A 25,872-nucleotide genomic window follows, 5' to 3' on the forward strand; every position below is an offset into this window, starting at 1 on the left:
GTTCATTGCCACTTCGATCCCGGCTGCAAGCAGACCGGGCTACAGTGGTTCTGTGCTGCAACAAAAGTTCCGCTTCCTGACGGTCGCGGCTCGGTTTCCGATGCACGATGAAGCATCTGCGAACGCACGAAAACCGAGCCGCGACCGTCAGGAAGCGGAACAGTTATACTGGCACGTACTTTATTTTTTGCTCCGGACTTTCGCTCTGGATCCTCTTGGGGTTATGTCTGGGCTCATTACCACTTTGATCCCGGCTGCAAGCAGACCGGGCTACAACACATACCGTAATTTATTAAATAAGCTAAACTTAAATAACTGATATTATTTGAGCAATGCTATGACTGTGGTCAACAAACTTGGTGGGAGTTGTTTGCGCTCAGTTGACGATTATTTACAAATTCATCGCATCGTCAGGGATACCCCCTGCATTTTGGTAGTTTCTGCTTCCAATGGAACAACAAGAAAACTCTACGATTGCTTAAGTATTGCCAGCAAACGCCAAAACTACATGCCTTATCTTGATGAAGTGATCCAATCCCATTATCTATTAAACCAGCAATTAACCAATGACGAACAGATCCAGAATTCAATACTCAAAGACAAAGAAGACATCATATCCCTTCTGCATAGCATCACCTTGTTAGGAGACTATTCAGAAGAACAAAAGAACTGGCTATTAGGCTATGGCGAATACTGGTCCAGCAAGATCATCGCAGGATTATTAGCCGCTCCATGGATAGATGCAGGGCAAATTATTACTGTCAAACTCCATGAAGGAGTGGTTCATATTGATTGGAAAGAAACCAGAAAGCGATGGAACAAAGCCTTGAAAGGCATTAATGCTCCGGTTTTGGTGCTACCAGGTTTTGTCGCTCGCGACAACAGAGGATTAAGGGCTTTACTCGGCTTTAACGGCTCAGACTTCACCGCAGCCATCATTGCCAAACTAATAAAAGCAAAGCATTTCTGCAAATGGACGGATATAGATGGCATCTATTCTGCAGATCCCAAACTGGTTAAATCGGCATTTGCCATCCCGGATTTAAGTTATCAGGAAGCAGCGGAGCTTGCCTATTTTGGTGCATCAGTCTTGCATCCTCAATCAGTCCAACCGGCAATAGAAGCGAACATCCCCATCCACATCAAAAATTATTTTAAGATGGACAGTCCTGGCACGGTAATCAGTTCTACGCCAGAAAAAACACCAATCATCATCAAAGGATTAAGTTCCATTTGTGATTTGGCTTTAATTAACATAGAGGGAACAGGTTTAGTGGGGCTTTGCGGTGTTGCCGGACGCCTGTTTCAGTCTTTGGCCAAGGCAGATATTTCCGTCATTTTGATAAGCCAGGCCAGTTCGGAACATTCCATCAGTATTGTGGTCAAAGAAGAGCAGGGCGAAGATGCAGTACAACAAATCAAACACGAATTCGATTTTGAGCTGGCACATGGAATTATCCAGAATGTAGCGTTACTGAATCAATGCACTGTTGTTTCGGCTGTTGGTGATCGCATGTGTGGAACGCCTGGCGTTGCCGCCAAATTTTTTGAAATGCTTCATAAGGCAAATATCAATATTCTGGCCATCGCTCAGGGATCTTCGCAACGCAGCCTCTCGGCCGTCATTGATCAGAAAGTAACCCAGCGTGCCTTGCAGGTATTACATGGTGGTTTTTACCTTTCCAGGAAAACCTTATCTATAGGATTGATTGGGCCAGGAGGTGTGGGCGCTGAATTTCTGGATCAAATCAAAAAGAATTGTTTGCGGTTAAAGAGTGAATTAAATGTGGATTTAAAAGTGAGGGGAATTATGAACTCCAAATCCATGCTGCTTTATGATACAGCCTTTGACCTTTACGACTGGCAAGCAAGCATGGCGACTGATTCTACGGGTAAGAACATCAAGGATTTTATCCATCATGTGGCCAGCCCGGAAATTCCCCATGCAGTTATCATTGATTGTACTTCATCAGCAGATGTGGCTAAACAATACCAAAGCTTTATCGATCAGGGCTGTCATATTGTAACCCCCAATAAAAAGGCTAATTCCTCTGATTTGGAGGAATACAAAAAGTTAAAAAGCCATGTCCAAGCAAACAATCGTCATTATCTGTATGAAACAACAGTCTGCGCCGGTTTGCCAGTAATAAAAACCATACAGGATTTACTCGCAACAGGTGATACAGTCAAGCGTATTGAAGGCATTGTTTCAGGTACTTTATCGTATATATTTCATCAGTGCGCGCGAGGCATTTCATTTGCAGACAGTGTAAAGCAAGCCTATGATTTGGGTTATACCGAACCTGACCCCAGAGAAGATTTAAACGGGCTTGATGTGGCCAGAAAATTTGTCTGCCTGGCACGTGAACTGGGCTACGATGCGGCATTGGAAGATGTGACTTTATTAAATATGGTGCCAAAAGAGTTAAAGGATGTATCCATTACAGACTTCCTGAATAAACTGCCCGAACATCAAAAATCCATAGAAGATAAAATTAAAAAATTAGTGCAGGACAATGCAGCTGTCGCTTATGTCGGTATTATCGAGAATGGCAAAATAATGATTCAATTAAATGCTTACCCTGCATCCCATCCTTTTGCCAACACCACTGGAACCGACAACATTTTACTGATTCAAAGCAGGCGTTACGACAAACAGCCGTTAATTATCCAGGGGCCTGGAGCAGGTCAAGATGTCACTGCTGCCGGCGTTTTCGCAGACCTTTTAAAATTGGCGTCCATGTTATGATCAATCATCTACATTCCGTCCGTGTTTTTGCTCCGGCCACCAGCGCCAATATGGCTGTGGGTTTTGATATCCTGGGTTTTGCTGTAGAAGGCCTGGGCGATGAATTAACTCTGATAAAAACCAATGACGAAACCTTAGTGATTGAAGAGGTGGGCAAGAGTGGAACCATTCCCCTGGGCATTACCAAGAACACTGCGACAGTGGCTCTGCAAGCCATGCTGGATTACTTAAACATCAAACAAGGTTTTAAAGTACTGATTAAGAAAAACATCCCTGTCAGTTCAGGGCTCGGTGGCTCTGCTGCCAGCAGTGTGGCTGCTTTGACTGCCTTAAACCACTTTCTGACTCGTCCTCTGGGCAAAGATCAATTAATCGAATTTGCTTTGCAGGGCGAGCAGACTGCATGTGGCGCCAAACACGGAGATAACGTGATTCCCTGTTTATTTGGCGGAATGACTTTGCTGCAGTCTTTGTCACCTGTTCGTATTATTCAGTTGCCTTTAATACCCTTACATATCGTTTTGATTCATCCGCATTTGCATTTGGATACCCGTGAGGCGAGGGCGGCGTTAAAGCGTCATGTCACGCTTGATTTATTTGTCAAACAAAATGCACGTATTGCAGCGCTTGTCAGCGCTTTATACGAACAGAATTATGAACGATTTGAATCAGCCTGTGTGGATGAACTCATTGAACCCATGCGAGCGCATTTAATACCGCAATTCTATGAAGTAAAGGCTGCAGCCTATCAGTATGGCGCATTGGCGTGCTCCATTTCCGGCTCGGGTCCTACACTGTTTGCTATCACTAAAACCAGAGGTATAGCGGAGCGGGTAGCTCAGCATATGAGCCTGGAATTTAAAAAGGCAGGCATACCCTGTGATGCCATCCTGACACGCATTTCAGCAGAAGGGGCAAGGGTCACTGATATTAAGTAAGCGCTACATGGTAGTCGGAACGAGGGCGGAGGTATCCCCTGATAATTGATAAACACTCTGAACTATGCAGGATCGCCTTCCCCTCTACGGGGGAAGGTGCCCGACAGGGCGGATGGGGGGATCCAAAGGAGTCTTTTATCAATAGGTTATGTTGTTTGCTTTTTGATCCCCCCACCCGCCCTGTCGGGCACCCTCCCCCGGAGGTGGAGGGGCTACTTGCGAAGATCATCATGTTTATTTACATCTTTTTTACCGTATTAAAATTATGAGGGGATACCTCATGAGCGAGGGTGATTGATGAAGAGTAAGTTGATAAGCACCAGAGTACAGGATAGTGCATCCATAGATGAAGCCATTAGGTTGGGTTTGGCACGTGATGGCGGACTTTATGTTCCTGAAGGTTTTCCTCAATATGCAGTTGATGAATTTTATCAGCATGAAAACCTGGCGGATTTTGCCGCACCTTTGCTGGCTCCATTTTTTCAAGAAAGCAGTTTGCTGATTGACAGGAACTTTTGCCAACAGGTATTTTCTTTTCCCATGCCTTTGTACTCTTTATCAGAAAACACTTATATCCTGGAATTGTTTCATGGCCCAACTCTCTCTTTTAAAGATTTCGGTGCACGTTTTTTTGCCCATTGCCTGCAGCATTTACTACAAAAACCAACAACGGTTTTGGTGGCTACCTCAGGCGATACGGGAAGTGCTGTGGCCAGTGCTTTGCATAATAAAAAAGGCATACGGGGTATTATTTTATTTCCCAAAGACAAGATCAGTCTCAGACAACAATCGCAAATTACCTGTTGGGGCGATAACATTCATGCCATTGCGATAAGCGGCAATTTTGATCAATGCCAGCAATTGGTAAAACAGGCTTTTGCACAGACTGAGAATCAAGATATTTTGACAACGGCAAACAGCATTAATATAGCTCGTTTGTTACCGCAAATGGTTTTTTATGCTTATACCAGTATTCAAATGGTGAAGTTACATAAAAAGCCGGCCAATTTCATAGTCCCCAGCGGAAATTTGGGGAACGTCACAGCCTGCTATTGGGCTAAAGAAGCCGGTTTTCCTATAGATGAAATACACATCGCCAATAATGCCAACAAGGTATTGTCAGATTATCTGAGCAGCGGGGTTTATCACCCTGCGCCCAGTGTAAAAACCCTGGCTAATGCAATGGATGTAGGCGATCCCAGTAATCTTGAGCGGTTGATTCATTTGTTTCCTTCATTTGTAGCATTTAAAAATAATATGGATGTGGAGTCCGTTCAGGATGAGGAGATAAAAACGGCACTAATTGATTGTTACAAAAAATACAATTACATACTTTGTCCGCATACCGCGACTGCGTATCATCGTTTGCATTCTGTGGATAAGACAAAGCCATGGATCATTGCCGCAACCGCTCATCCTGTGAAGTTTAATGAACTGATTGAAGATTTGTTGGATATTAGTATTCCAATTCCAACGACTTTGGCAAATATGTTGGCTAAGGAACAGAAATATACTGAAATTGAGCCGGTTTACGCCTCTTTGCAACACATTCTAACCACGGATTCGTAGCCCGGTTGCTTGCAACCGGGATTGTTCACGTTAACACATCATTGTATTACCCCGATCTATGCCCCTCCCCGATCTACGTCGTCCTGAGCGCGTCTTTTTGCGCGAAGGATCTCCAAATACTGGCACCATGCCGCTTTCAGGAGATCCTTCGCGCAAAAAGACGCGCTCAGGACGACGTAGATCGGGGTAATACAATGATGTGAAAAGAGCCAGTTGCTTTTAGCCTGGCTACAAACCGTGCCAGAATTCAGTGGGTACGGTCTTTGCCAATCTGGCACAATCTCTCGGAACCCCCTGCCGGGCTTGGCTTTTAGGGCGTTGTGCGCAGGGACGCGCACATCGACCGCATGGATGCAGGTTTCCCTAAAAGCCAAGCCCGGCAAGGGGGTTCTTGCTCCGGACTTTGATACAGGTACCTCTTATAAAGTTGATTGCCACTTCGATCCCGGTTGCAAGCAACCGGGCTACATTCCTTAATAAAGAATACAATCAGTCTCCATCTTCATGCCTTCTTGCTTGCCCGCCTCTGCAAACAAATTACGTGGTGAGGGTGCAGGGCTGAAGAATTTTTGTTTTGCGACAGTCTTCGCTTCGAAATAATCCTCAACCAATGTGTTTGCTTGCTGCTCTTTAAGATGGAATTTATCGACAAGAATTTCAGGATACTCGCCTTTATCATACTCTTTAACAACAATCTTCATCAAACGGTTGCCCAATGCTTTAGAGAAAGATTGGCGCTTGCTGAATGAAATCGGATTTTGAGTTCCCAGTATGCAAAAGCCCGGAGTTACCTGCATGTTTGCATCAAAAACAGTACCCGACAACAGTTCATTCAAGGCAATTTCGTCAGCATTGGAGTTGAACTCATCGACTAAAACCGGGCAACCTTTTTTAGCTGCCAGTATGAGCTTATTGCGCATTTCCTGTGGTCTTGACGGGTTCACAACAACATACTCAATGTGACGCGCCTTGAGATAGCTCACTAACAAACGGCTCTTGCCGACACCCGGTTCTCCCTCTAAAACCAGTCCATTAATGCCGGCATCCTGACTGACTTCCTGGGTTTGTTTAAGCCGTAATCCATTAAAAAACTCATCCAGTTTGTGAGCGATTTTCAGTCTGGAAGGGGTCCAGATAAAATCGTGGTTTTCAGCAGTCAGATCCTGCTTTAAATGCTGTATTTCTTCATGTCCTATTTGCTTCCACATAGCATAGGTGGGAACCATTTTGGGTTTCTTGTCCCGGTGCTTCTTGCCAGGAGCTGGTTCAGAATATTTCAGTTCATGCACGATATCCTGAATAGCCTTCTTATCAACCAACATCGATTTCAGTTCCTGTGCTATAGCAACGCGCAACAGACTCAATTCACTTAACTCAGCAAGAGATGGATTACGGGTATAATTAAGGGTACGAACCAATATAGATTGAGCATTACGTGGTGTAATGACCACACCTGCTTCTTTAGCTTTTTCCATGTAGCTCTTGATATGAGACAAAAGCTCGTGTGACATGCGGAATTTCGCTAGCAAAGGCGCTAAAATTTTATCCAAAGGCTGACCCGAGAACTGCAGATAATAAGGGAAGCGTTTAAACAGTTCCGGATTATTTCTTCCCTGATACTGGGGAGGGTTACCAGCAAAAATAATTCGCAGTCCCGGTTTGACAGGATAATTCATACCATCTATCCACACATCAGGCTCACCACTAGCAATCCGGTCAAGCAGCGCATAGTCTTCATCACTGAGGTTTGCTTCGTCGATGAAAAGAAAAGCAGAGGGGTTGTCAGATTGCAAGGCATCAACCAGCGATTTCATCCCTTGATAGAGTTCAAAGGATTTGTGTTGGCGTAAAAAATGCTCTTTCAAGGTATGGGTTACAAAGTAACTTTTTCCTTCACCGGTATCACTGAGCAAAAAGACGAAACGGCGATGTTGCAGTGCCTGAAGAACCGTCTCAACAGTCGTTGGTTCCAAACCGCTCTTGACTAAGCCCTGGCTTAATTCAAGCTGCCTTACCGTGTCGTCAACCCAGGCTTCTGCCTGTGCCGGATCCGTTGGTTTGCCTATGAAATGGCTGTATGCAGGTTTCATAGCCAGTTTATCGTAACAATCCTTCAAACGTTTAGCAGCGGCTTTGGGCAGAGCATTATAATATTGTTCTGTATCATGTTGTTCCACGCGATAGGGGATGCCTGATAACTGTGCTTCATGTTCAGCGATGACGGTTATTTTGCTGTGTATAATGGTTTTTTGACCATTAATCAGTAAATAGGGCGGCTTCATTAATAATGAGTGCAGTTGTTGCAGGAATCTTGGCGAGAATTGACCTTTGAAGACAATATCCTGCCCTTGTTCCAGAGCTTTGAGCAAGTCAGTATGTGTTACATCGAAATGCAAATCACCGGCTTTAAATTGATAGAACAAGCTGGTTATTTGCGTTTCTGGTTTCACGGTGATAACACAACGCCTGTCAAGTTGCTCCAGAGTTTTATCGACATCATTACTAACCACAAAATCGATAGATGCAGGTTTTTCAAGAGCGATTTTACCACAGTTCCAAGTTTTCATTACTTCGGGAACAGTGACCTCACCTACAGTTTGAATGCTCAATGCACAATCATACTTCGCAGCTTCCATGGTCAATTTATACCAGTCCGCATCAGAAATGGTTTTGGTAACGATTAAATTGATTGCAGGGAAGCGTGCAAAAAAACCTTTATCCAATGCAATACTGCCATCGGGTAGAACAACCTGCTTTTCAAAAAAGTTAGGCAGGCTTGCTGTGTTCAGCAGGAGCTGTTCACCAGCGTTCAGCTCAGACTGACGCAACATGGGAATGTTATAAACAGGATCACCAAGATGTACCTTGAAATTATTAGGTAATTGATGCCATTCACCATTAAAATAATAACGTTTATGATTCACCAATTGTTTGTAGGCAAGCACAAATTCCGGATCATGCAACGGTGGATTATGAATGGTAAATTCCTGCACGCCGGCTTCAATGGCTTTTGCCAATTCACCTTGAGTCACATAAAAATGCTGGTTTTCCATACGGTATTGGCCAAACAAATCACTCTGCCATTCCTGATTCGGAGACAGAACGGCATCAAAGGGCTGAATCATTGCCTTGGACGCAACTAAAGGTACTGCTGTTTCAGCAAGCTTTGGACAGATACTGACCGCATCAAATCGGGAATAAAAATCCTCCTTTTTATTCTTTAAAGTGTGTTCATCAGATAAGACCACAATACGAACATTGGCAGGAACAGGCATGCCAAAAAGATTGCGATCGAGGTCATCAATGATGCTGTTGTAGGGCGTATCATTAATTCCTGAGTCGCTCCAATTGATAATCCAATGGAAAGGTTGCTGGGGATTTTGAGCTGCTTGCTCTAAAAATCTCGCAATGGGGCTTGGTACTGAATGCCAGGTTCCAGAGGCGATGTGCAGGGACGTCAGCGATAATTCAGCAAGACTTGTAGTGACATGCATGGCAGGATTACCACTGGCACGCTCATTAATCAGTGCTGCATCCTTGGTCTTAATGCTTACCAGGCGACGAGCAGGGCTGTCAGCTGAAGTGATTTCCGTCAGGAGGTTTTGGGCTATGGTGCTTGTCAGCGGATGCGAGTTCCATGTTTGGAAAGGATTGTTCACATCAAGCATGATTTCATCGCCAACATCTGCTTGCTTGGGCAGGGGTAAATCCGCGATAGGTTTCATTTTCAGCGGAGGAAGGTTTGCCCCAAGATTATAAAAGGTCCTTTTTCCCTGCTGGGTGACACAAAGGTAATTATTGGTATAACTCTTAACGATTTTGCTGCTGATTCCAAATCCTTCACACAGTGCTTGCGCAAGCTTCAGGCGTTGGTTTGCATTCCCTTGTCTGGTCTCAATGAAGTGGTTTAATTGTTCACTTTCGGTCATATTTTTAGTCGACAATACCCGTGCATCAGAGAAGTTGCAATAACTGACTATGGCCGCAATAAGGTCTTTTGGAGGCAGAACCTCTAATTTGCTGCGCATTTGACCTATGAGCTGGCCGTCATCATGAAAACGCAATTGGCCAATATATTTAGTATTCGCCGAGAACAGATTAGCAGTGCCTTGCTCATGATTAATAATTAATCCTTCAGGTGATTGAACCGCATAATGCAGTATCTGTTGTGGCGGTAAGCTATTTAGTTTTAGAAAATAATAACCGCTGTCATTATCACGCGCCAATTCATAATCTTCTGCGTTCAAAGAAAGAGCGAGCAATTCATCTTTATGGGTTAATGCCGGAATCTGCCACCAGGTACGAAGCGGTACCTGACTCAAGTCAGCCTGAGCATAATGCACGTTCTCTTCAGGATGATTAAGAACCAACTCATACACTTGTCTTGCTGTGCCATAGTTCTGTGCCTGATAGGGGACTAAAGATTTAGGTTCCTGTTCCATACAGACTTGGTACGATTGAGGAGCTGCCTGCTCTTCAGCACTGGGTTGTAAAAAGATTTGTGGCACTGTTTTATCGGGTTCCGTTGTACTCATTGGAACCGTCTTTAAATTATAATGGTGGCCGCCCAAATCGATATTGGTGGACTTTCCTTCATAGGTTACGCTGGCAAAGCAGGACGCCTCGTTTTTGACTAACAAAGCGTTAATGCCTAGTTCTGTTGCAAGAGCAGTAAAGAGCGAAGCACGATGTTGACTCAATCCTGTACGTTTTGTGATGAGGCCATTGAATAATTCAGCAGTTGATTTTGATCCAATTTTGTCACCATGCACTTGAGAAAAACAGCAAAACCAGGCAAGAGCAGCTATTCGTTCCGGTACAGGCAAACTCATAAGCTTATTATATGCTTCGTTTTTAGAAAGTTGACCTGACTCGTTGAAGCGGAGTTGCTGAATGGTTGATCTGTAATTTTGCTTAGGAGTTGGAATCGCTAAATTTGCCGGGTTTTTCTTTACGATAAAGTGCAGGACATCATTGTCTTTAAGCTCTTTGACTGGAACAACATAGTAAAGACCTGATTGTTGATCCAGATGAATTTCCACTTTATCCGACTGATTTACTGCCAGAACTTCATCCCCTTGTCCCAAGGCTGGCAGCAAATATTTTTTATCCCGATAAAATCCTTTTAAAGAACACTGCCCATAATGGATGGATTCATCAGCAAAACCTGGAGAATGTTCAAAGGCAAGCGCCAATTGTTCCGCTGTTGCAAAGGATTCAGGCTTGATTTTTACGGTTTGCTTTGCTGTGACCGGTTTAAACTCTCCATGTTCCCAATGAAGTGTTTTCAGGATGTATTTATCCGCGCCTGGATTTTGTACGTGTCCTTTAAAAAGTTCCCTGACGTGTTTGTCAGTTTTTTCTGTCCAGGTAATATCACCATCCAAAATAATAGATGGCAAATAATCCAAACTGAAATCCTCCTTAATTATCTTTACTTTGGGATATTGTTGTTGCAGGTAGGCTAATTCGGATGAAGTGAGAGTCGATTGAATGTCCAACTGAAGTGTTTTAAGTTTTGGAGCCTGCTCTAAAATGGCTTGAGCTTGCTGCACCGTCACATCACGTGCTCCTAGCTCTATCTTTTTCATTTCTTTCAAGGCACTGGGCAACAAGGTTAGTTCCTTTTTACCTAACGCACTATTCAATGAGTTTTTAAGTGATCTGGCATTAGGCGCTGCATTTAACAGAGCACTTAATTGTTCTGAACTGATATGGGTACATCCCAAATCCAGTTTATTGAGTTTTGGAAGTGAATCAGGGGTTACCGTTATTCGAATATCAGACCAGTCTCTCATAAATGACATACTCAATTCTATGAGATTGGGAGCATTATTAAGCGCAGCATTGATGTATTGAGTATTTTTACTCATACATAACCGGGTCAGCTGATTTAAAGGAACTAATGATGGCTCTTGATCATTGAGAATTTCATTATCCATCAGGAACAGCTCGCCCACATTAGAGGCATGATTTACTAACAGATTTAAATTCTTTGAATTAATTTTTGCTTTATCAATCCACAGCCTTTTCAAGTTCAGATTCGATTTAAGCTTAAGCTCTGCCTTAGTCAGATCGATGTTTTTAACATAAAGTGATTGCAAGTGTGGTGAAGCATTTATTAGATGGTTCAGCGCATCAGGATGGGTTGACTTTGATCCAACACGCAATTCCTTAAGTTGTGCCAGTGCATGAGGCCTAAGCTCGTGCAAATCTCCGGTTAAATTGTCACATTCTTCAATAGATAACTGGTTCAACTGAGGACAGGAATGAATCAGGGTCGTTAGCGCTGCTGCATCCAGATTCGACTCATTTAATTTTAATGTTTTTAAATGACTGTGGCTCAATGCAGGCAATGGTGTTGTTCCCTGAATTAGCCCTGTATTCGCCCACCCATCCACGCTTTCCAGATTATCTGCTGCGTGCAGTAAATTGATTAATCCATCAAAAGGTAAATCTGTGTGGTGTATTCTAAGTTTATTTAAGTTGGGTAAAGCGCTTTTTGCCAAATTACCGTTACCCTTGTTTAAACCCCTGACGCCATCAAGATGAATCTCATGGCAACTGTCAGCATTAGCGAGAATGCTGTTAAACTGTTGTCGTGTCAGGCTCATGCTTTCTATTTGTAGTTCTTCAAGCTTGGATAGGTTAAGCGTATCAATGGTTGTGTCATCAAATGAATGACACTTACGTAAATCTATTTTTTTTATGCCAGGTGCAGCTTGGGCTAAAATCTCAAACTGTTTTGGCGTGATAGAAGATTCGCTCAAATACATGCTTTTAAGATGGGCCAATGAATTAGGTTTCAGGCTGAATGGTAAGGTGTTTATGTTCTTGCAATCATAGACACTAAGATTCTCAAGATTAGGACATGCCTGTAAGAGAATCTGTAGTTGCTGTGCTGTAATAGGCAGATTGCTCAAGTTTAATTGCTTTACATGAGATAATTGGTCTGGTTTCAGTGTCAGTACCAATTTGTCCAGATCTTTGCAGCCTCTAATGCTCAATGTTTCAAGATGTTCTGTTTTACTTAAAAGCAGGGAAATTGAGTCTGAAGTCATTTCTATATTTTTAAGCGAGAGATTTTTCAGGGTGAGAAAATCATGGGTATCGACACTATGCAGTACTTGACGAAACTCCTCATCAGAAAGCATGCAGTTGCCCAATTCCATCGTTTCTATAGTATTACTTTTTATCGCTTGAATCAGAAAATCTGGTGACAAAGCAAGTCCATTAAGCTGCAGAGAACGTAATTTTAAAGAGCTTAGATTACTAACGTGCAGTTTCTCTTTCCTTGAAAACCACTCAGAACTATTGTTAACCTGTATGGCTTCCATATTGGGGGCTGATTCAATGATGCCGCTGATGACCTGGGGTTCAGGAAAAACATTATGAATGCATAAGCCTGCAAAATGCCTGTTTAATTGATTAAACAGAGGGTGTGCGCGTTTTGCCATTTGTAACCATTCTTTCCCGAAATGCACTTTATTGTGAAGATCCATGGTTAAGGTGATTTTTTCATCAGGTCCTATGCTTTCGATAAGCAACTGCATTTCATGTTCAGAATATTTGCTAGGAAACAGAGGAAAATCAATTTTTTCACAATAATAATCTCCTGAGTACGCATGCAATAGCGGACTATCAAAGACTTTAAACGTTCCCTCCGCTAAATTATGACTGTAAGCTAACTGTTCTGCTTTAGTATTGGATATAGGTTTGAAATCATCTAAAAGAATTTTTAAATGATCCTCACTGGTTGCTTTAATCAATCCATTATTGGTAGAAACATACAGTTCGAATCCCTGTTTTAATAATCCTTCCAGGCGTTCTCGCAGCCTCCATTCTGCACCTGACCCATCATAATTCTCACTACGGAATAAAAGCATCCAGGCATTAATTACTAAAGATTTTTTCTTCTTCTGAGTTGAAATATTTAATAAGTCAAAGCAATCTTGCTTTTTATCGAGAAAGCGTTGGAGATTAAGCACTCCTTCCGGATCTTTGGTTTTAACTACAGCACTTTTTGTGTGTTCATAAAGCAGGCCAAATTGTTCCCATTGCTGTTCGAGCTTGATTGCATTGTCTTTCATTATTTCTTCCTGGTTGGACGTATAGTGGAGCCTGGCTGTTTATAACATTCGTCTCCTGGATTCCTCGGACAAGCCGAGGAACGTAGGAGTTAATATTCAAACCAGGTAAAGCTTAATGAATTATTAGAAGAAGCCAGGGCTTGGTCCTTCTTCATCCATTTCGGCCTCAGCTTCTTTTTCCATATCGCGTTTTATCCATTCTCTGGCGGAGTTCACAACATCATCCATGGTGAGAGGGTTCTGACGCTCCCCATTTTTTAAAGGACTATAGTTATGGTCGTATCCACCTGTGATTGCTTTTAGAACTAATGGCTCATAAGCAGGATCATCCTCTTTGGCGATACCCAATAATTCTATGAGTGCCGCGCTAGGCAGAGTGTCACTGTGAAAATCTGAAAATTGGCCTCTAACACACTCTTCCAGCAATGTGTAGTTCACCTCTGTTGCTGGGAGAGATAGCAAGTCTCTTATCAGATTGTTATATCCTTTTTCAGGCGAACTGTAAGGCGCTAAAAATTGTTCACGTGATATACGTGCAGGTTTTGCTACTGTTGCAGCATTAGCGAATTCTTCTGAATCTTCGTAATCTTTGATCTTGGTGGCACCGTGGGTATGTTTGTATCCTTTATTACTAGCTTTTTGATGCAGCGCATCATACTGAGGTTCTGTTTTCATAATAATTCTTAAATGCGCAAGCAGCAGAGAATCTGCGCTGACTCGACTACGTGAATCGAGAGCTAATATAAAGGTATTAAATTCGGCTGAATAAACACCTCTTAATGCTTTGTGCAACATATATCTGTTATTTGGGGTGTCAGGTTGAGCCATCAAATCATTTACCAATTGCTGTAAAGGGGCTTCTTTAATTTGAAAACAAGATATAAATTCATCGCGTGTCATTCATATACTCCATTAGGTTGATTGCTTTTTGTGTATAAATACAATTATTTGGCTTTGATCGGTTAATAGTGGTCAATTAAGCTGGCTAATTGTACTTTAAGTGATCACTTTGGGCTCGGTTGTAATCGGACATTATTTGGTTATAATCGGACATTTTTGTACGGAACGCGAACAATGGGGTCTTGTAGCCCGGTCTGTCTCTTCTACATATCCGACCCATTCCCCGATCTACGTCGTCCTGAGCGCGTCTTTTTGCGCGAAGGATCTCCAAATACTTTGCACTGTGCCCATTTCAGGAGATCCTTCGCGCAAAAAGACGCGCTCAGGACGACGTGGATCGGAGCAGACCGGACTACGCATTCGGGATGAGATTTGTTGTCTACGCAGGGGCGACTATTCTCCTGTCGCAATACATCATAATACTGCCAATCACCGCTGCAGGCATGATGAGAAGATTCAGGATTGGGATAAAACTGGTCAGGTTAATCAGTGTACCAAATCCTAGAGAACGCATCTTATTGTCTTTTACATGTTCCTGCATTTCTTTAAAGCTGATCAGATTATTGTCCATAGCAAAATCCTGATATTGAATGCTGATTATCCAGGCGGTAAACAAAAACCAGATAAAGGGATAAATGGGTTGGATAAAGGGTACAAAAAACAATAAGCCAACGATTAGCAGGCGAATCAAATAATAAATGAGAAATTGTCCCTGGCGCTTCATGCTGCGAATGGCCATTTCGTGAAAGGATTGTGAAGGTATTGGTAGCTTATAAAGAACTGTCTGAGCTTTTTCAGCGAGAAGGGAATTAAAGGGAGCGGCGATAATATTAAAAACCACGGTAAAGAGGGATAAGAATAATAAAAAGCAGCAAATGATAAAGAGGATAAAAAATACGCCACTGAGAAAACTCAACCAGGAGGGTAATTTATCGAGATAGTAGTGTGCATAGGGGGACAGATAATGATAGGAAAAATAGAATAATCCGGTAAAGAGAAAAACGTTTATCAGTATCGGTAAAATAATATATCGTTTCAATCCAGAAGTTGAAAGAGCGCGAAAGCCACGAACCATATACCACATACCGCGTAAAAAGGAGAGCATGTTTTTTCCGTTAATCCTTGAATTGATACTTCAACTAGCGTATATCCCGATGCTTGTTGTTGCAAGGGCTTTCCGAACGGCATGCCTACGTCGTCCTGAGCGCGTCTTTTTGCGCGAAGGATCTCCCGAAAGGTGGCATGGTGCCAGTATTGGGAGATCCTTCGCGCAAAAAGACGCGCTCAGGACGACGTAGATCGGGGTAGGGACAGCGAGCCCGTTATATATGGAATCCTGGCAGGGTCCGTAGCCCGGTCTGCTTGCAGCCGGGATCTGAGTCGAGGGCTGTGGATACTTAGACGAAACTCCCACCCTCCAAGTAAAACACCTCTTCATGTTCTATACTATTTTTACCTACAATGATTAAAAAATGACTCCAGGGACTCGGGACGCTGAATGAAACATATTTTAATCAGTATTCTTCTGTGCTTTGTGGTTTATGGACAAGGGTGGGCTGAAAAGCGATTACCTGAGCTAGATGATCTTTATCGCATCTACGATGTCAGCGAACCAGAGGTATCTCCTGATGGCAAGTGGGTTGCCTATTCTGTATTTCAGCTGAATAAAGAGGAAAACACATCCATGAGTAATATCTGGATTGCTTCCCTTGATGGTAAGAAAAAACAGCAGCTTACTTATTCCAGACAAAATTCAAACTCTCTGCCTAAATGGAGTCCGGATGGACAGTGGATAGCCTATCTTTCTGATGCGGGAGAAGACGGCTCTACCCAAATCTGGTTAATCCCCACCAAAGGCGACAAAGCAGAACAGTTAACGGAATTTTATGGCGAAATCAGTGACTTTAGCTGGTCGCCTGATTCACGAAAGATCGCTTTTATTGGGAGTGAAGATAAAAGCGAAGGAGATGAACTGCGTCCCATAGTCATTAACCGTTATCAATTTAAAGCTGATGGACAGGGTTATCTTACCAATGCGCGCGACCATCTGTATGTTTATAATTTCAGAAATGAATCCACTATGTTATTGACCCCGGGGGAGCATGATGAGTTTTCCCCGGCCTGGTCACCTGATGGCCAATACATTGCTTATGTAACCAAGCGAGGCAAAGATTCAGACAGGCATTTAAATTATGATATCTATCTCATCAAACCTGATGCAGACCAGAAAGAACAGCAATTAACCCATTATCAGGGCGGTGATATGAATCCTGATTTTGAATCCGGCATATCCTGGAGTCCGGATAGCAGCAAAATCGCTTATTTGCGCAGCCGCGAAGACCAATGGATTTACTATTCACCTTCACAATTAGCAGTCGTTGATATCAGGAATCATCAGGAGCGAATTGTTGCTCCTTTGGATCGTTGGTTTTATAAACCTAAATGGTCCAGGGATGGTAAGAGCATTTATGCTTTAATAGAACACAGCAGAGTGACTTATCTCAGTCAGATTAATCCCGAGACGGGGGCAATAAAGACACTGACCAGTGGTCCACGCCTTGATATGGACTTTTCTTTGGGTAATGACCAGATTGTTTTGCTCAGTTCCGATGACGTGCATCCGGCCGAGTTATTCGTCGTTGATTCGGCTATAACTCCTCTGACGCAGCATAATAAGGACTTGTTGCAACAAGTCAGCTTCCAGCCCGCAGAAGACATAGAATTCAAAAGTGAGGGGGATGTCACTATAGACGGTTTATTGATTAAGCCGCCACAGTATCAGGAAGGGAAAAAATATCCCGCTCTCTTGTATCTGCATGGTGGTCCTGTCTATCAATTCAGTCATGAATTTGATTTTGATTTGCAGTGGTTGGCGGCTCAAGGCTATGTAATTATTGCGCCCAACCCACGTGGCAGTTCAGGGCGAGGTTTTGATTTTGCCCGAGCAATTTATGCCGATTGGGGTAATCTTGATGTTAAAGACGTAGTTGCCGCTGTGGATCATGTGATTAAAATGGGGGTAGCAGATCCCAACAGACTGGCTGTTGGCGGTTGGAGCTATGGGGGAATATTGACGGATTATGTCATTGCAACGGATAGTCGCTTTAAAGCAGCTTTGTCAGGTGCAGGAGCAGCTAACTTTTTGTCGAGTTATGGTGAAGATCAGTATACGGTAGAATATGAACTGGAACTGGGTAAGCCCTGGCTGAAACCCGATATCTACTTAAAATTAAGTTATCCCTTTATGAAGTCTGATCGCATTAAAACCGCTACCTTGTTTATGTGCGGCCAGTTGGATTTTAATGTTCCCTGCAGTGGTTCAGAACAATTATACCAGGCTTTGAAATCACAGGATGTTCCCACGCAGCTGATTATTTACCCAAAACAATATCATTCTCTTGATGTGCCCAGTTATATAGTGGACAGATTACAGCGATATAAAGATTGGTTGGATTTGTATGTTAAGTAAATGGTTCCCCGTCGTCCTGCGCGAAGGATCTCCTGAAATTGGTTACCTTTTATATCCCAACAAATAAAAAAGAATAGGAATTTCAAGATAAGCGTGGAACAGGGCAATGATTCCATATATCGGTTTTCCGGTTTTAAAAAACGCAATAAAGGCAAAGCCAATAACTATGTAAAATAACCATTGATAGCGATTGGTACGTATCGGCTTTAAAGAAAGTTCCGGAAGTACTTTAATCACAAAATAATAATGAATCATTTGCAAATAAACAGCAGAGGCAAAGAATGCGCTGTTCCACACGTTTATCTGCGGTGACAACAGGTAATGTGACAGACAGGTATTTGCCGTTGTTGCTGAAATATAGTGCGGATCTACAGCAAAGAAGTACGCCAGCATAAACACCAGCACAGGATTAAACAAAAAAATAATCCAGGCATTTTTGGCTTTACCCTGCAGGGAAAGAAATCCCCAGGGGGTTAAATTGTGAAGAAAGCTCAGACAAAGCAACAAGATAAAGGGATTGTAAATAAGGCCAAGGCAAAAAAGAAAAACCATCGCGGCCAAGGTTAAGTTAATTCTGAAATACAAGGAAGTCAGAAGTAATGAAATTAAAGTGAATACTTCGATAATCAACACGTAAGGGGTAGGGCTGATGAGGTTTATCGTTCGCACCAGAACAAGAAACAACAAGAGCGTCATGACGATTATGATAAAAGCCGGGGGTAGTATTCTCAACAGGTTTTTGCGAATATAACTTAATTCATAAAGCACATGCGGCAAACCAAAAAAACAGATAGAAATCAAATAGGAGCTTAAAGGGGCAATGGAAGCTGCACTTATCAAAATGACAATGGCACTTACTCTTACAATACTGTTTGAGTTATTGGCATACTGGCTGTTCATCAAAAAAAGCATACCTAAGGATGAGCGTTTACTGTGGGGTGTTTTTATTATAGGGCTAAACCTTTTTACTAATCCACTGGCTAATATGGCTTATTCTTTTTTATCGACCCAAATGCTTCTCGGAGTCAGTTGGATTATTACCGAATTATTGGTCATTTTAATCGAAGCGTTATTAATCAGAATGATCCTGTTGGTAACAGGTCGCAAGGCATTGTTCTATTCATTGGTTCTTAATGGAACCTCTATTTTACTCGGAGAATTGTTATTATGGCTTTTATAAAAAGGTTCGTGTTGTTCATTCTTGGTGTTTGCGTTTTAACAGCCCATGCTGACGTCATTGCGCCACCTGCGATAGAGCCAGCCTCTACGGTCTTTCTTGGTGATCATGCTGCTTTACTGTGGATAGCAATCCTTTCCGGAATAATTATTTTATTGTTGGTAGCCTATCATAAGAGGAAAAAATAACAGGGTGTTTCTGAATTTTTGGCCTATATTGATAAAGTTTGATCATTAATGTATCATATGATTATCGCTGAACTATACTTTAATAAGCATAGGGGAGGCCAGAAATGCCAGAATCAGATGATAACACCGATGTTTTGTCCAAGAAGATAGCGACAGCGCGTACTCTTTTACTTCAAACATTACAAACCCAACTTGATGATTCTCTGACCAGTAAACTGATTCCAAATGCTGAGGGCGTTCCTTTTACCCACTTTGATAATGATCCGCCACAGGTTGAAGCAATTAAAAAAGTAATTAATTGTCTTTATCATGCAGAACATGCCATGAATCATTGGGAGAATACGAGCCTAACCAGTCCCGCTCAGGGTGTTTATGCGATAACACAGGTGTATAAAGCACTTGCCATGTTCAATGATGCCTCACCTGAAATACAAGCAATTGTCACAGACAATTATGCCTTGCTTGAACCTGTATTCACCAGCACTTATGAGGTAATCAAAAAATCAGGTTGGCTTGGTGAATTCGGCGAAATGAATGTTACCGACAAAGCAAGTACCCTGATTGGACAAGGGACTGATTTATTAGGACGTGATCCAAAGGCCTGGAATGCATCGAACCCGCTCATCGCTACGTTTACTCAAATTTCCGAGTTAATTAACTCATTATCTGATTCACAAAAGGGTGAGTTAACTGCGGCAGAAAAAAAAGCAATTAAAGACCGGGCTTTATCTATATTGGATGAGCTTGATAATAATGCGTTTTTTCATAAATTTACTCTGGGATCCCTTGAAGAATCAAAAGCGGTAAATGATTTATTAGCCTGGTTTAAAACAATTCAGGAAGACGACCTTGAATTTACCAGAGATTCCATGGAGCGTTATATTTCCTGGACCAATCAGTACTTACCCGCCTTACTGATGGCAGCAGACCAGCTTGAACGACAAAATTACCTGAAACAGGGGACTCTTTCCGGGGAATTATGTTCCTCTGTCGATAAGCTGAGTAAAGAAGTAAATGAGCAATTGGCACATTCCAGCTATGATTTTAAAGGACGCCTTGTCACAACGGACTCTTTAGCGGCAGCCCGCGAACAAAAAATTACTGAAAGCCAGATAAAAAACGTCCATCAGATTCAGAAAGCAACAGCCCATATCAACGAAGCAGAACAATTTTACGCTATTTTAGCCAAATATAAAGGCAAGTCTTTTAATGAAATACTGGAAACAGACCGTATCCATTTGAGGCAAATATATCCGGAATTACAGTCAGCTTTTGCTCATCAGAATCTGGACCTGGAACATAAATTGACTGCTGTTTTAAACGTCAAAGGCCCGGAAGAGGAACTTGTCGATAATTCATGGTGGGGCAGTGCGGTTGGAGCCTATAACTATGTTTCAGGCTTTGTAGTCAGCGGCGAAATAGATAAATCCCTGGCAACTGAAACGTCTGTAACTCAATTTTTTGAAAAACAAATAGCGGCAGAAAAACTAAAACTTGAAGTGTCTGAGAAATCACGAGAACTGCTTATTCCCGCAGATAACAAGAAAAAGCAAATGAGTATTGAAGAAAGGACAGATGCACGCTTTAGTGAATTAAAAAGACAATTTCCTCTGCAATCAGCTGAAAAGCACATTGCTCCTGGTGATTTGAAACCTGTTAAAGCGTCCAGTTTGAATAATTTCAAGGGGAATATAAGTTACGTACAAGAATTAAAGTTATCCAATAAAGTTCGCGATACCCGTGAAAGCCTGACCATTCTGGTCGATCGGCATTTAACGGAAGATCGGGCTTATTTCTCAACTCCTCCATATAAGATTAATGATAATGATCCCGACCATGTCAAACAGATCAAAGAAGTTGAAAATGGCCTGAGAAATCTTGAGAGTGCCTTATATTATCTGGAACAACTCGAAAATGCGGGAACCATCCAACAAGCCTGGGCATTTATCAGTCTGGCAAAAGCTGCTTATAACCTGAAAGGAAATATAAACAAACTGTCACCTGAGGCAATAAGGGTTTTGGCTCCGATAATTGAACAGGCAAATGCGTACAGCAGAGGCTTGTCAGACATTGATTATCGCTCAGATGATTTGTCTGATTTAGAAAAATTAAAGTCTTTACATACAGAGGTGGCGATAGTAAACGAGACTGCAGATTTGCGTGTTGCTGTAGAGGCAGAGAGCGATTTACAGCAATCAGAGTCGGATGAAGAAACACTGCCAGAGACACCCAAAACTGACTACGCCAAAATCATTGAATCTGCTCGAATTGATTTATTGGATCGAGTAAGGAAGAGCACTTCTGCTCCTTTGGCTAACGCCTTAAAGCCCGCAGAACAGGGAGTTCCTTTTGTCCATCTGGATGAAGATCCACCCCAGGTGGAGGCTGTAAAAAAGCTCATAAACAGCATGTATCATGCTGAAACAGCTACGCGATTACTACAGAGTACAGATGCGCCATCCGAGTCAGTCATTGATAAAATTGCCTTGGCGCATCGAAGAGCCGCTGCCTTATCTCAGGTGTACAAGGCATTGGAATCGTTTAGTGGTGCTACTCCTGAAGTACAGAGCCTGATTCATGAAAATTACGATTTGGTTGAACCCGTCATCAGCTATGGTCGCTCCCTGGCAGACAATTACGGGCTTACCAACGAGATAGGCTTGTTAAATGCAACCAAAGTTGTGGGTAGTGCAGGAGGTCGTGGACTTAATCTGATTCAACCCGATGCGTCAGGTGCCTCACAGTCAGCTACCCTGGTTGCCTTTGCCTCTGAATTACCCGCTTTTCTTAACTCTATTGCAGCAAACCTGGATGAAAATCATGCACTCGATCAAGAGGAGTTAAAGATTACAGAGGAACAAATGGATTCAATCGCTGCCATGGCTGAATTATTTCTGGAAAATATGAATTCGCTCGAAAATTACGGCAGAATACCCCACGCGATTGTTGGATTGCTGGAACTTATCGGCAAAATGAAAGCAGAAGGCTACCGTGTACAGGATTCAAGTCTTGAGGCGTACCAGCAATGGTTTAAAAAGAATTATCCTGAATTGCTTTGCATGATGGACGAATTGGAAACCCGTAATTACCTTAAGCCTGGAACTTTATCTGATCCTGTTATTAAGGAAGTAGATAAAATCAATCGTAAATTAAATGAATCCATAAAGCCACCCAACAACGAAGCAGAGGGTCCAGAGAAAATTGTCCTGGCTGTTGATGTGAAGCCTGCCAGGGAGTCAAACCTGCGAAATATCAGGGGTGAACATTTAATGGGGTTTTTCCGAGTTCAGGATCAAGAACAGACAGCAACCAGCTTTTTTGATATTTTAAAGCGATATGAAGGTAAAACTATAGCTGACATGTCAACAGCTGATCGGAACTTGCTTAAAAAACATTTGGCAGAGATACAGGGAGTTCTGACTGACGTGAATGTGGATGCTACCAATGAACTGGTCAGTGCATTGAAGCATTTGGAGCAAGGTATGCCTCTTGAGCATCCTTTGCCATGCGCCAGACTGTTAAAGTTGGAACAGCCCACTTCGGCATATTTAAAAAAAGAAAGCAATTCTCATTTATTTAAAGTCAGGATTATAGATGAAGCCTTGTTACACATACGTCCTGAACGTTTGGGAACTGATGCAAAACACAGGCGAATGTTGTTGGATGATGCACAACTTTCCAATGTGAGACACAAATATCTGCGTGATAAAGCAATGAAAGAGTCACAGCCTGCTGCTGAATTACAGCCTGTTGCAATATCATCGTTGCATACTATTCGTGGCAATATAGCCCTGATTCAGGAAATGCAATTATCTTCTGCTGTCACTAAATTAATAAAGCAAGAAGAGGACATAGTAAAAAACAAACTGTCTCCTCATGTCGCTTCTTATTTAATAAAACCGGAGGGACAAATTTTACATGACATCAAAGCTGATGATCCCACTATCCCTAGTCAGATTAAACAAGTGGAAAATGGTTTGCATCATCTGGAATCAGCACTGCTGAGCTTTGAACACATGTCAAAAGAGGACAGTCTGGTAAAGCAGGTGAGATCTTTAGTAGAAATTGCCAGTGAAGCTCAGGAATTAAAAGAGTCTGTTGAAGCACTAAGCCCTGAATTAAAACAGCATTATGCACCTATTATCAACCAGATATTGGATTTAACCAAAATGATCCAGACTGTAGAATACAACAAGTCTGATGCTGAAGAATTGAAATCGGTTTTCAAAAATGCCAAGGGACAATTATTAAAACTGGAGAATCCTCCTGATATTCCAGATGCTTCAAGGGACCATAGCAATTCTTCAAGCGAAGAGGAGTTTGATCCGCTGGAAAAAACAGGGGAGCGGGGACTGAAGCTGGGAGTTAAATACGCACATTTGGCTTCGCCACCACTGGAGCAGGCAAGACAATATTTAATCAAGAGATACCCCCATGCTTATGGAGAGCAGGCTAATGAGGTTCGCTCGTTTAATCGTGAAGAATTAGCTAGTGATGCATTTATGCGTCAGGAAATAGATCGTATAAATGAGTTGTTGGATGGCAGTTCAGTTTTTAACACGAATAAACCGGAAGCTATGATTAACCTTGGAAAACAGTTATTACGAGTGGGGGCTCAGGCTGGTGAATTGGCGGATATGGCCAATCAGATTCTTACGAAAAATTACATTGAGATTAAAGAAAACGCCTATCGTGACTTAATTATTCCTTTATCACAAGAAGAAGATTATTTATGCCTTAAACCTGGCACCTTACTGGAACCGGGAATGTTAGGGGTAAATCAATTGTTTGTATCGGCTGCACTGGAATTGGAAATGCCTTTTAAACAAAAGCTCGATCTGTTCGATGACGCCCATTTTGTTGAAATGCTTGTCAAACAATCCGAGCAGGATTTGCAAGCTTTGTTAAAAGAGCAAGAAATAAATCCGAATGATAAAAATCTGGAATTAAAAATACTTATAAAACAAGATAAATTAACTTATCTTCGTCAGCAAGACTGCATGCTTCTCAAGCAAGCAGAGCAGGATTTGGTTGCATTGTTAAAAGAGCAGGAATTAAATCCGGAAGACAAAGATATAGAATTAAAAATCCGTGCAAAGCAGGAGCAATTAACCTCTCTTCGCCACAAAAAACTTCAGGATGCAGAGGAAATCAAAAGCACTTTATTAGACGCACAGTTTGAGGTGTATTTGAGAACCATTCTGAAAAACTCCTATCTGACTCAACCTTTGATTCAGCAATATGAAGTAGAGATGAGAGAAGTTTATAGAAAAAATAAAGGTCATTTGCTTACGACGGAAGATAGCGGATTAAGTCTGCTGGAATTGCTGCGATCTACTGAAAAACAAAAAATAGCCGATTATTTACTTGTAGATAAAGCATACAATAAATTGAATCGCTTTAGCCTTGGCTTACCACCTAAAAATCAGGATTTAATAGACTACATCGGTCATCTCAATACTCAACTGACTGATTCTGAAACACCTATTGGCTTAAGGGCAAAACAGGTTAAGGGATTGCCGCGTGATTCTGAGTTTATGGAAAAAATCTGCTCTGCTGATGAGGGAACAGGCTTCTTTAAACGGTTCACTCAGTTTGTTGAGCGTTTTACTACCTGTATTGCCAGAAGTGCCAAGACAAACCTGACTATTGTTGATGCCTATTATCAAATAAAGATGGAGCAGAAGATGGGGAATATAGAGTCATCTCAAAGTTATAAGGATAGACTGAAAACTATAAGAGATGATAAACCGGTTGAGCAACTGCAGGAAAGCCCCAGGCTAGCCTAATTCCGGTTTGAAAATGAGATTGAGTACAGCCATCACCAGAAAGATGAACGCAGAACACCAGTGAACCCATTTCACTGGTATTTTATCTGCTAATTTATTACCAAAAAAGACAGCAGGTACATCAGCCAGCAACATGCCTAAGGTAGTTCCCGCAATAACAGCCAGCGGTGCTGCATAGTGAGCGGTAAGAGCTATAGTCGCTATCTGGGTTTTATCGCCCATTTCAGCCAGAAAGAAGGTCAGGAACGTGGCGCCGAATACACCCAGATTTTTGCCAGTGTGGGTTTTATCATCATCAATGGAGTCAGGTATCAGCATCCATAATGCCATGGCTAAAAACGAAGCCGACAATAGCCAGCGCAGCAGATCTGGATGAATCAAAGTAGTAATCCACAAACCTACGGCTCCAGCCAGACTGTGATTAATCAAGGTCGCAAGAAAAATCCCGAGAATGATGGGCAGTGGCTGCTTAAAGCGTGATGCAAGAACAAAGGCAAGTAATTGGGTTTTGTCGCCAATTTCAGCAAGGGCAACTACTCCGACAGATATAAAAAATGCTTCCATTGATAATGTGCTTAAGTGATTTGAGACTCATTATACTCTAAAAATGTACGAAAATAAGGTTATGGTGTTATTCAGAACTGATGTGAACTCGAAAATAAGGGTTTTATTATCCCACCCCACTCACCGCCCCGTTCGTGCTGAGGAGGGGGGGAACCCTGAGTGATCCTCTCATAATTTTAACCTGTAAAAAGATGCAAATAAGCAGGATGATCATCGCAAGTAGCCCCTCCACCTCCGGGGGAGGGTGCCCGACAGGGCGGGTGGGGGGATCAAAAAGAGAACTTATTTAAGGTAGAAAGGTCTAAAATAACAGGGTCTATTTGATAGAAACTCCTTTTTTGATCCCCCCATCCGCCCTGTCGGGCACCTTCCCCCGGAGAGGGGAAGGCGATCCTGCATAGGTCTGAGTGGTACTCAATATGAGAGGATCACTCAGGTG

At 42.3% G+C, this 25,872-nt stretch carries 12 protein-coding genes; 7 read left to right on the forward strand and 5 right to left on the reverse strand.

Going from position 1 to position 25,872, the window contains the following annotated elements:
• The first annotated feature begins 337 nt into the window (after positions 1 to 337).
• From thrA to thrC, 3 genes are all read left to right on the forward strand, one after another.
• On the forward strand, positions 338 to 2,749 hold the full coding sequence (thrA, locus tag B094_RS0112615) for a bifunctional aspartate kinase/homoserine dehydrogenase I (protein ID WP_018578174.1): 2,412 nt from the start codon (positions 338 to 340) through the stop codon (positions 2,747 to 2,749).
• Positions 2,746 to 3,687 (forward strand): homoserine kinase, encoded by a 942-nt coding sequence (locus B094_RS0112620; RefSeq protein ID WP_018578175.1) that lies wholly within the window; start codon positions 2,746 to 2,748, stop codon positions 3,685 to 3,687. The genes thrA and B094_RS0112620 overlap by 4 nt, the downstream gene beginning before the upstream one ends.
• A gap of 297 nt (positions 3,688 to 3,984) precedes the next feature.
• Positions 3,985 to 5,256, forward strand: coding sequence for a threonine synthase (thrC, locus tag B094_RS0112625; protein WP_018578176.1), 1,272 nt, complete (start codon positions 3,985 to 3,987; stop codon positions 5,254 to 5,256).
• A 473-nt stretch (positions 5,257 to 5,729) separates the two neighbouring features.
• On the opposite strand, the gene B094_RS0112635 is transcribed toward thrC, so the two are convergent.
• The 3 genes from B094_RS0112635 to cysZ form a co-directional block, all read right to left on the reverse strand.
• Entirely contained in the window at positions 5,730 to 13,346 is a 7,617-nt protein-coding gene (locus B094_RS0112635; protein WP_018578178.1) for a hypothetical protein, read from the reverse strand.
• A gap of 123 nt (positions 13,347 to 13,469) precedes the next feature.
• A complete protein-coding gene (locus tag B094_RS0112640) occupies positions 13,470 to 14,246 on the reverse strand; it encodes a hypothetical protein (protein WP_018578179.1) in 777 nt (258 codons plus the stop codon).
• Between the two features lie 379 nt (positions 14,247 to 14,625).
• On the reverse strand, positions 14,626 to 15,351 hold the full coding sequence (gene cysZ, locus B094_RS0112645) for a sulfate transporter CysZ (RefSeq protein WP_018578180.1): 726 nt from the start codon (positions 15,349 to 15,351) through the stop codon (positions 14,626 to 14,628).
• A 393-nt stretch (positions 15,352 to 15,744) separates the two neighbouring features.
• On the opposite strand from cysZ, the gene B094_RS0112655 reads away from it, so the two are divergent.
• Positions 15,745 to 17,715 carry a S9 family peptidase gene (locus B094_RS0112655; RefSeq protein WP_018578182.1) on the forward strand — a complete coding sequence of 657 codons (1,971 nt, stop codon included), beginning with the start codon at positions 15,745 to 15,747 and terminating at the stop codon, positions 17,713 to 17,715.
• A gap of 42 nt (positions 17,716 to 17,757) precedes the next feature.
• Here the strand turns inward: B094_RS0112655 and B094_RS0112660 are convergent, their stop codons facing one another.
• On the reverse strand, positions 17,758 to 18,483 hold the full coding sequence (locus tag B094_RS0112660; protein WP_162263936.1) for a hypothetical protein: 726 nt from the start codon (positions 18,481 to 18,483) through the stop codon (positions 17,758 to 17,760).
• A 52-nt stretch (positions 18,484 to 18,535) separates the two neighbouring features.
• Between B094_RS0112660 and B094_RS0112665 the strand changes: the two genes are divergently transcribed.
• The 3 genes from B094_RS0112665 (at position 18,536) to B094_RS16255 (ending at position 24,869) form a co-directional block, all read left to right on the forward strand.
• Complete coding sequence (locus B094_RS0112665) at positions 18,536 to 18,895, forward strand: hypothetical protein (RefSeq protein WP_018578184.1); 360 nt, start codon at positions 18,536 to 18,538, stop codon at positions 18,893 to 18,895.
• Complete coding sequence (locus B094_RS0112670) at positions 18,883 to 19,080, forward strand: hypothetical protein (RefSeq protein ID WP_018578185.1); 198 nt, start codon at positions 18,883 to 18,885, stop codon at positions 19,078 to 19,080. The genes B094_RS0112665 and B094_RS0112670 overlap by 13 nt, the downstream gene beginning before the upstream one ends.
• 104 nt (positions 19,081 to 19,184) lie before the next feature.
• Complete coding sequence (locus B094_RS16255) at positions 19,185 to 24,869, forward strand: hypothetical protein (RefSeq protein ID WP_018578186.1); 5,685 nt, start codon at positions 19,185 to 19,187, stop codon at positions 24,867 to 24,869.
• Here B094_RS16255 and B094_RS0112680 read toward each other — a convergent pair.
• Positions 24,861 to 25,433: a TMEM165/GDT1 family protein gene (locus tag B094_RS0112680; RefSeq protein ID WP_018578187.1), complete on the reverse strand. Its 573-nt coding sequence runs from the start codon at positions 25,431 to 25,433 to the stop codon at positions 24,861 to 24,863. The two genes, B094_RS16255 and B094_RS0112680, sit on opposite strands and share 9 nt — an antisense overlap.
• Positions 25,434 to 25,872: the final 439 nt, after the last annotated feature.

The sequence above is a fragment of the Legionella shakespearei DSM 23087 genome (genome assembly GCF_000373765.1).
In the GTDB taxonomy this organism is placed as follows: Bacteria; Pseudomonadota; Gammaproteobacteria; order Legionellales; family Legionellaceae; genus Legionella; species Legionella shakespearei.

Coding starts and splice junctions, on each gene's coding strand:
- thrA (WP_018578174.1), top strand. CDS start 338: ATGACTGTGGTCAACAAACTTGGTGGGAGTTGTTTGCGCTCAGTTGAC.
- B094_RS0112670 (WP_018578185.1), top strand. CDS start 18,883: ATGGCTTTTATAAAAAGGTTCGTGTTGTTCATTCTTGGTGTTTGCGTT.
- B094_RS0112665 (WP_018578184.1), top strand. CDS start 18,536: ATGGAAGCTGCACTTATCAAAATGACAATGGCACTTACTCTTACAATA.
- B094_RS0112635 (WP_018578178.1), bottom strand. CDS start 13,346: ATGAAAGACAATGCAATCAAGCTCGAACAGCAATGGGAACAATTTGGC.
- B094_RS0112620 (WP_018578175.1), top strand. CDS start 2,746: ATGATCAATCATCTACATTCCGTCCGTGTTTTTGCTCCGGCCACCAGC.
- B094_RS0112640 (WP_018578179.1), bottom strand. CDS start 14,246: ATGACACGCGATGAATTTATATCTTGTTTTCAAATTAAAGAAGCCCCT.
- B094_RS16255 (WP_018578186.1), top strand. CDS start 19,185: ATGCCAGAATCAGATGATAACACCGATGTTTTGTCCAAGAAGATAGCG.
- B094_RS0112680 (WP_018578187.1), bottom strand. CDS start 25,433: ATGGAAGCATTTTTTATATCTGTCGGAGTAGTTGCCCTTGCTGAAATT.
- cysZ (WP_018578180.1), bottom strand. CDS start 15,351: ATGCTCTCCTTTTTACGCGGTATGTGGTATATGGTTCGTGGCTTTCGC.
- thrC (WP_018578176.1), top strand. CDS start 3,985: ATGAAGAGTAAGTTGATAAGCACCAGAGTACAGGATAGTGCATCCATA.
- B094_RS0112655 (WP_018578182.1), top strand. CDS start 15,745: ATGAAACATATTTTAATCAGTATTCTTCTGTGCTTTGTGGTTTATGGA.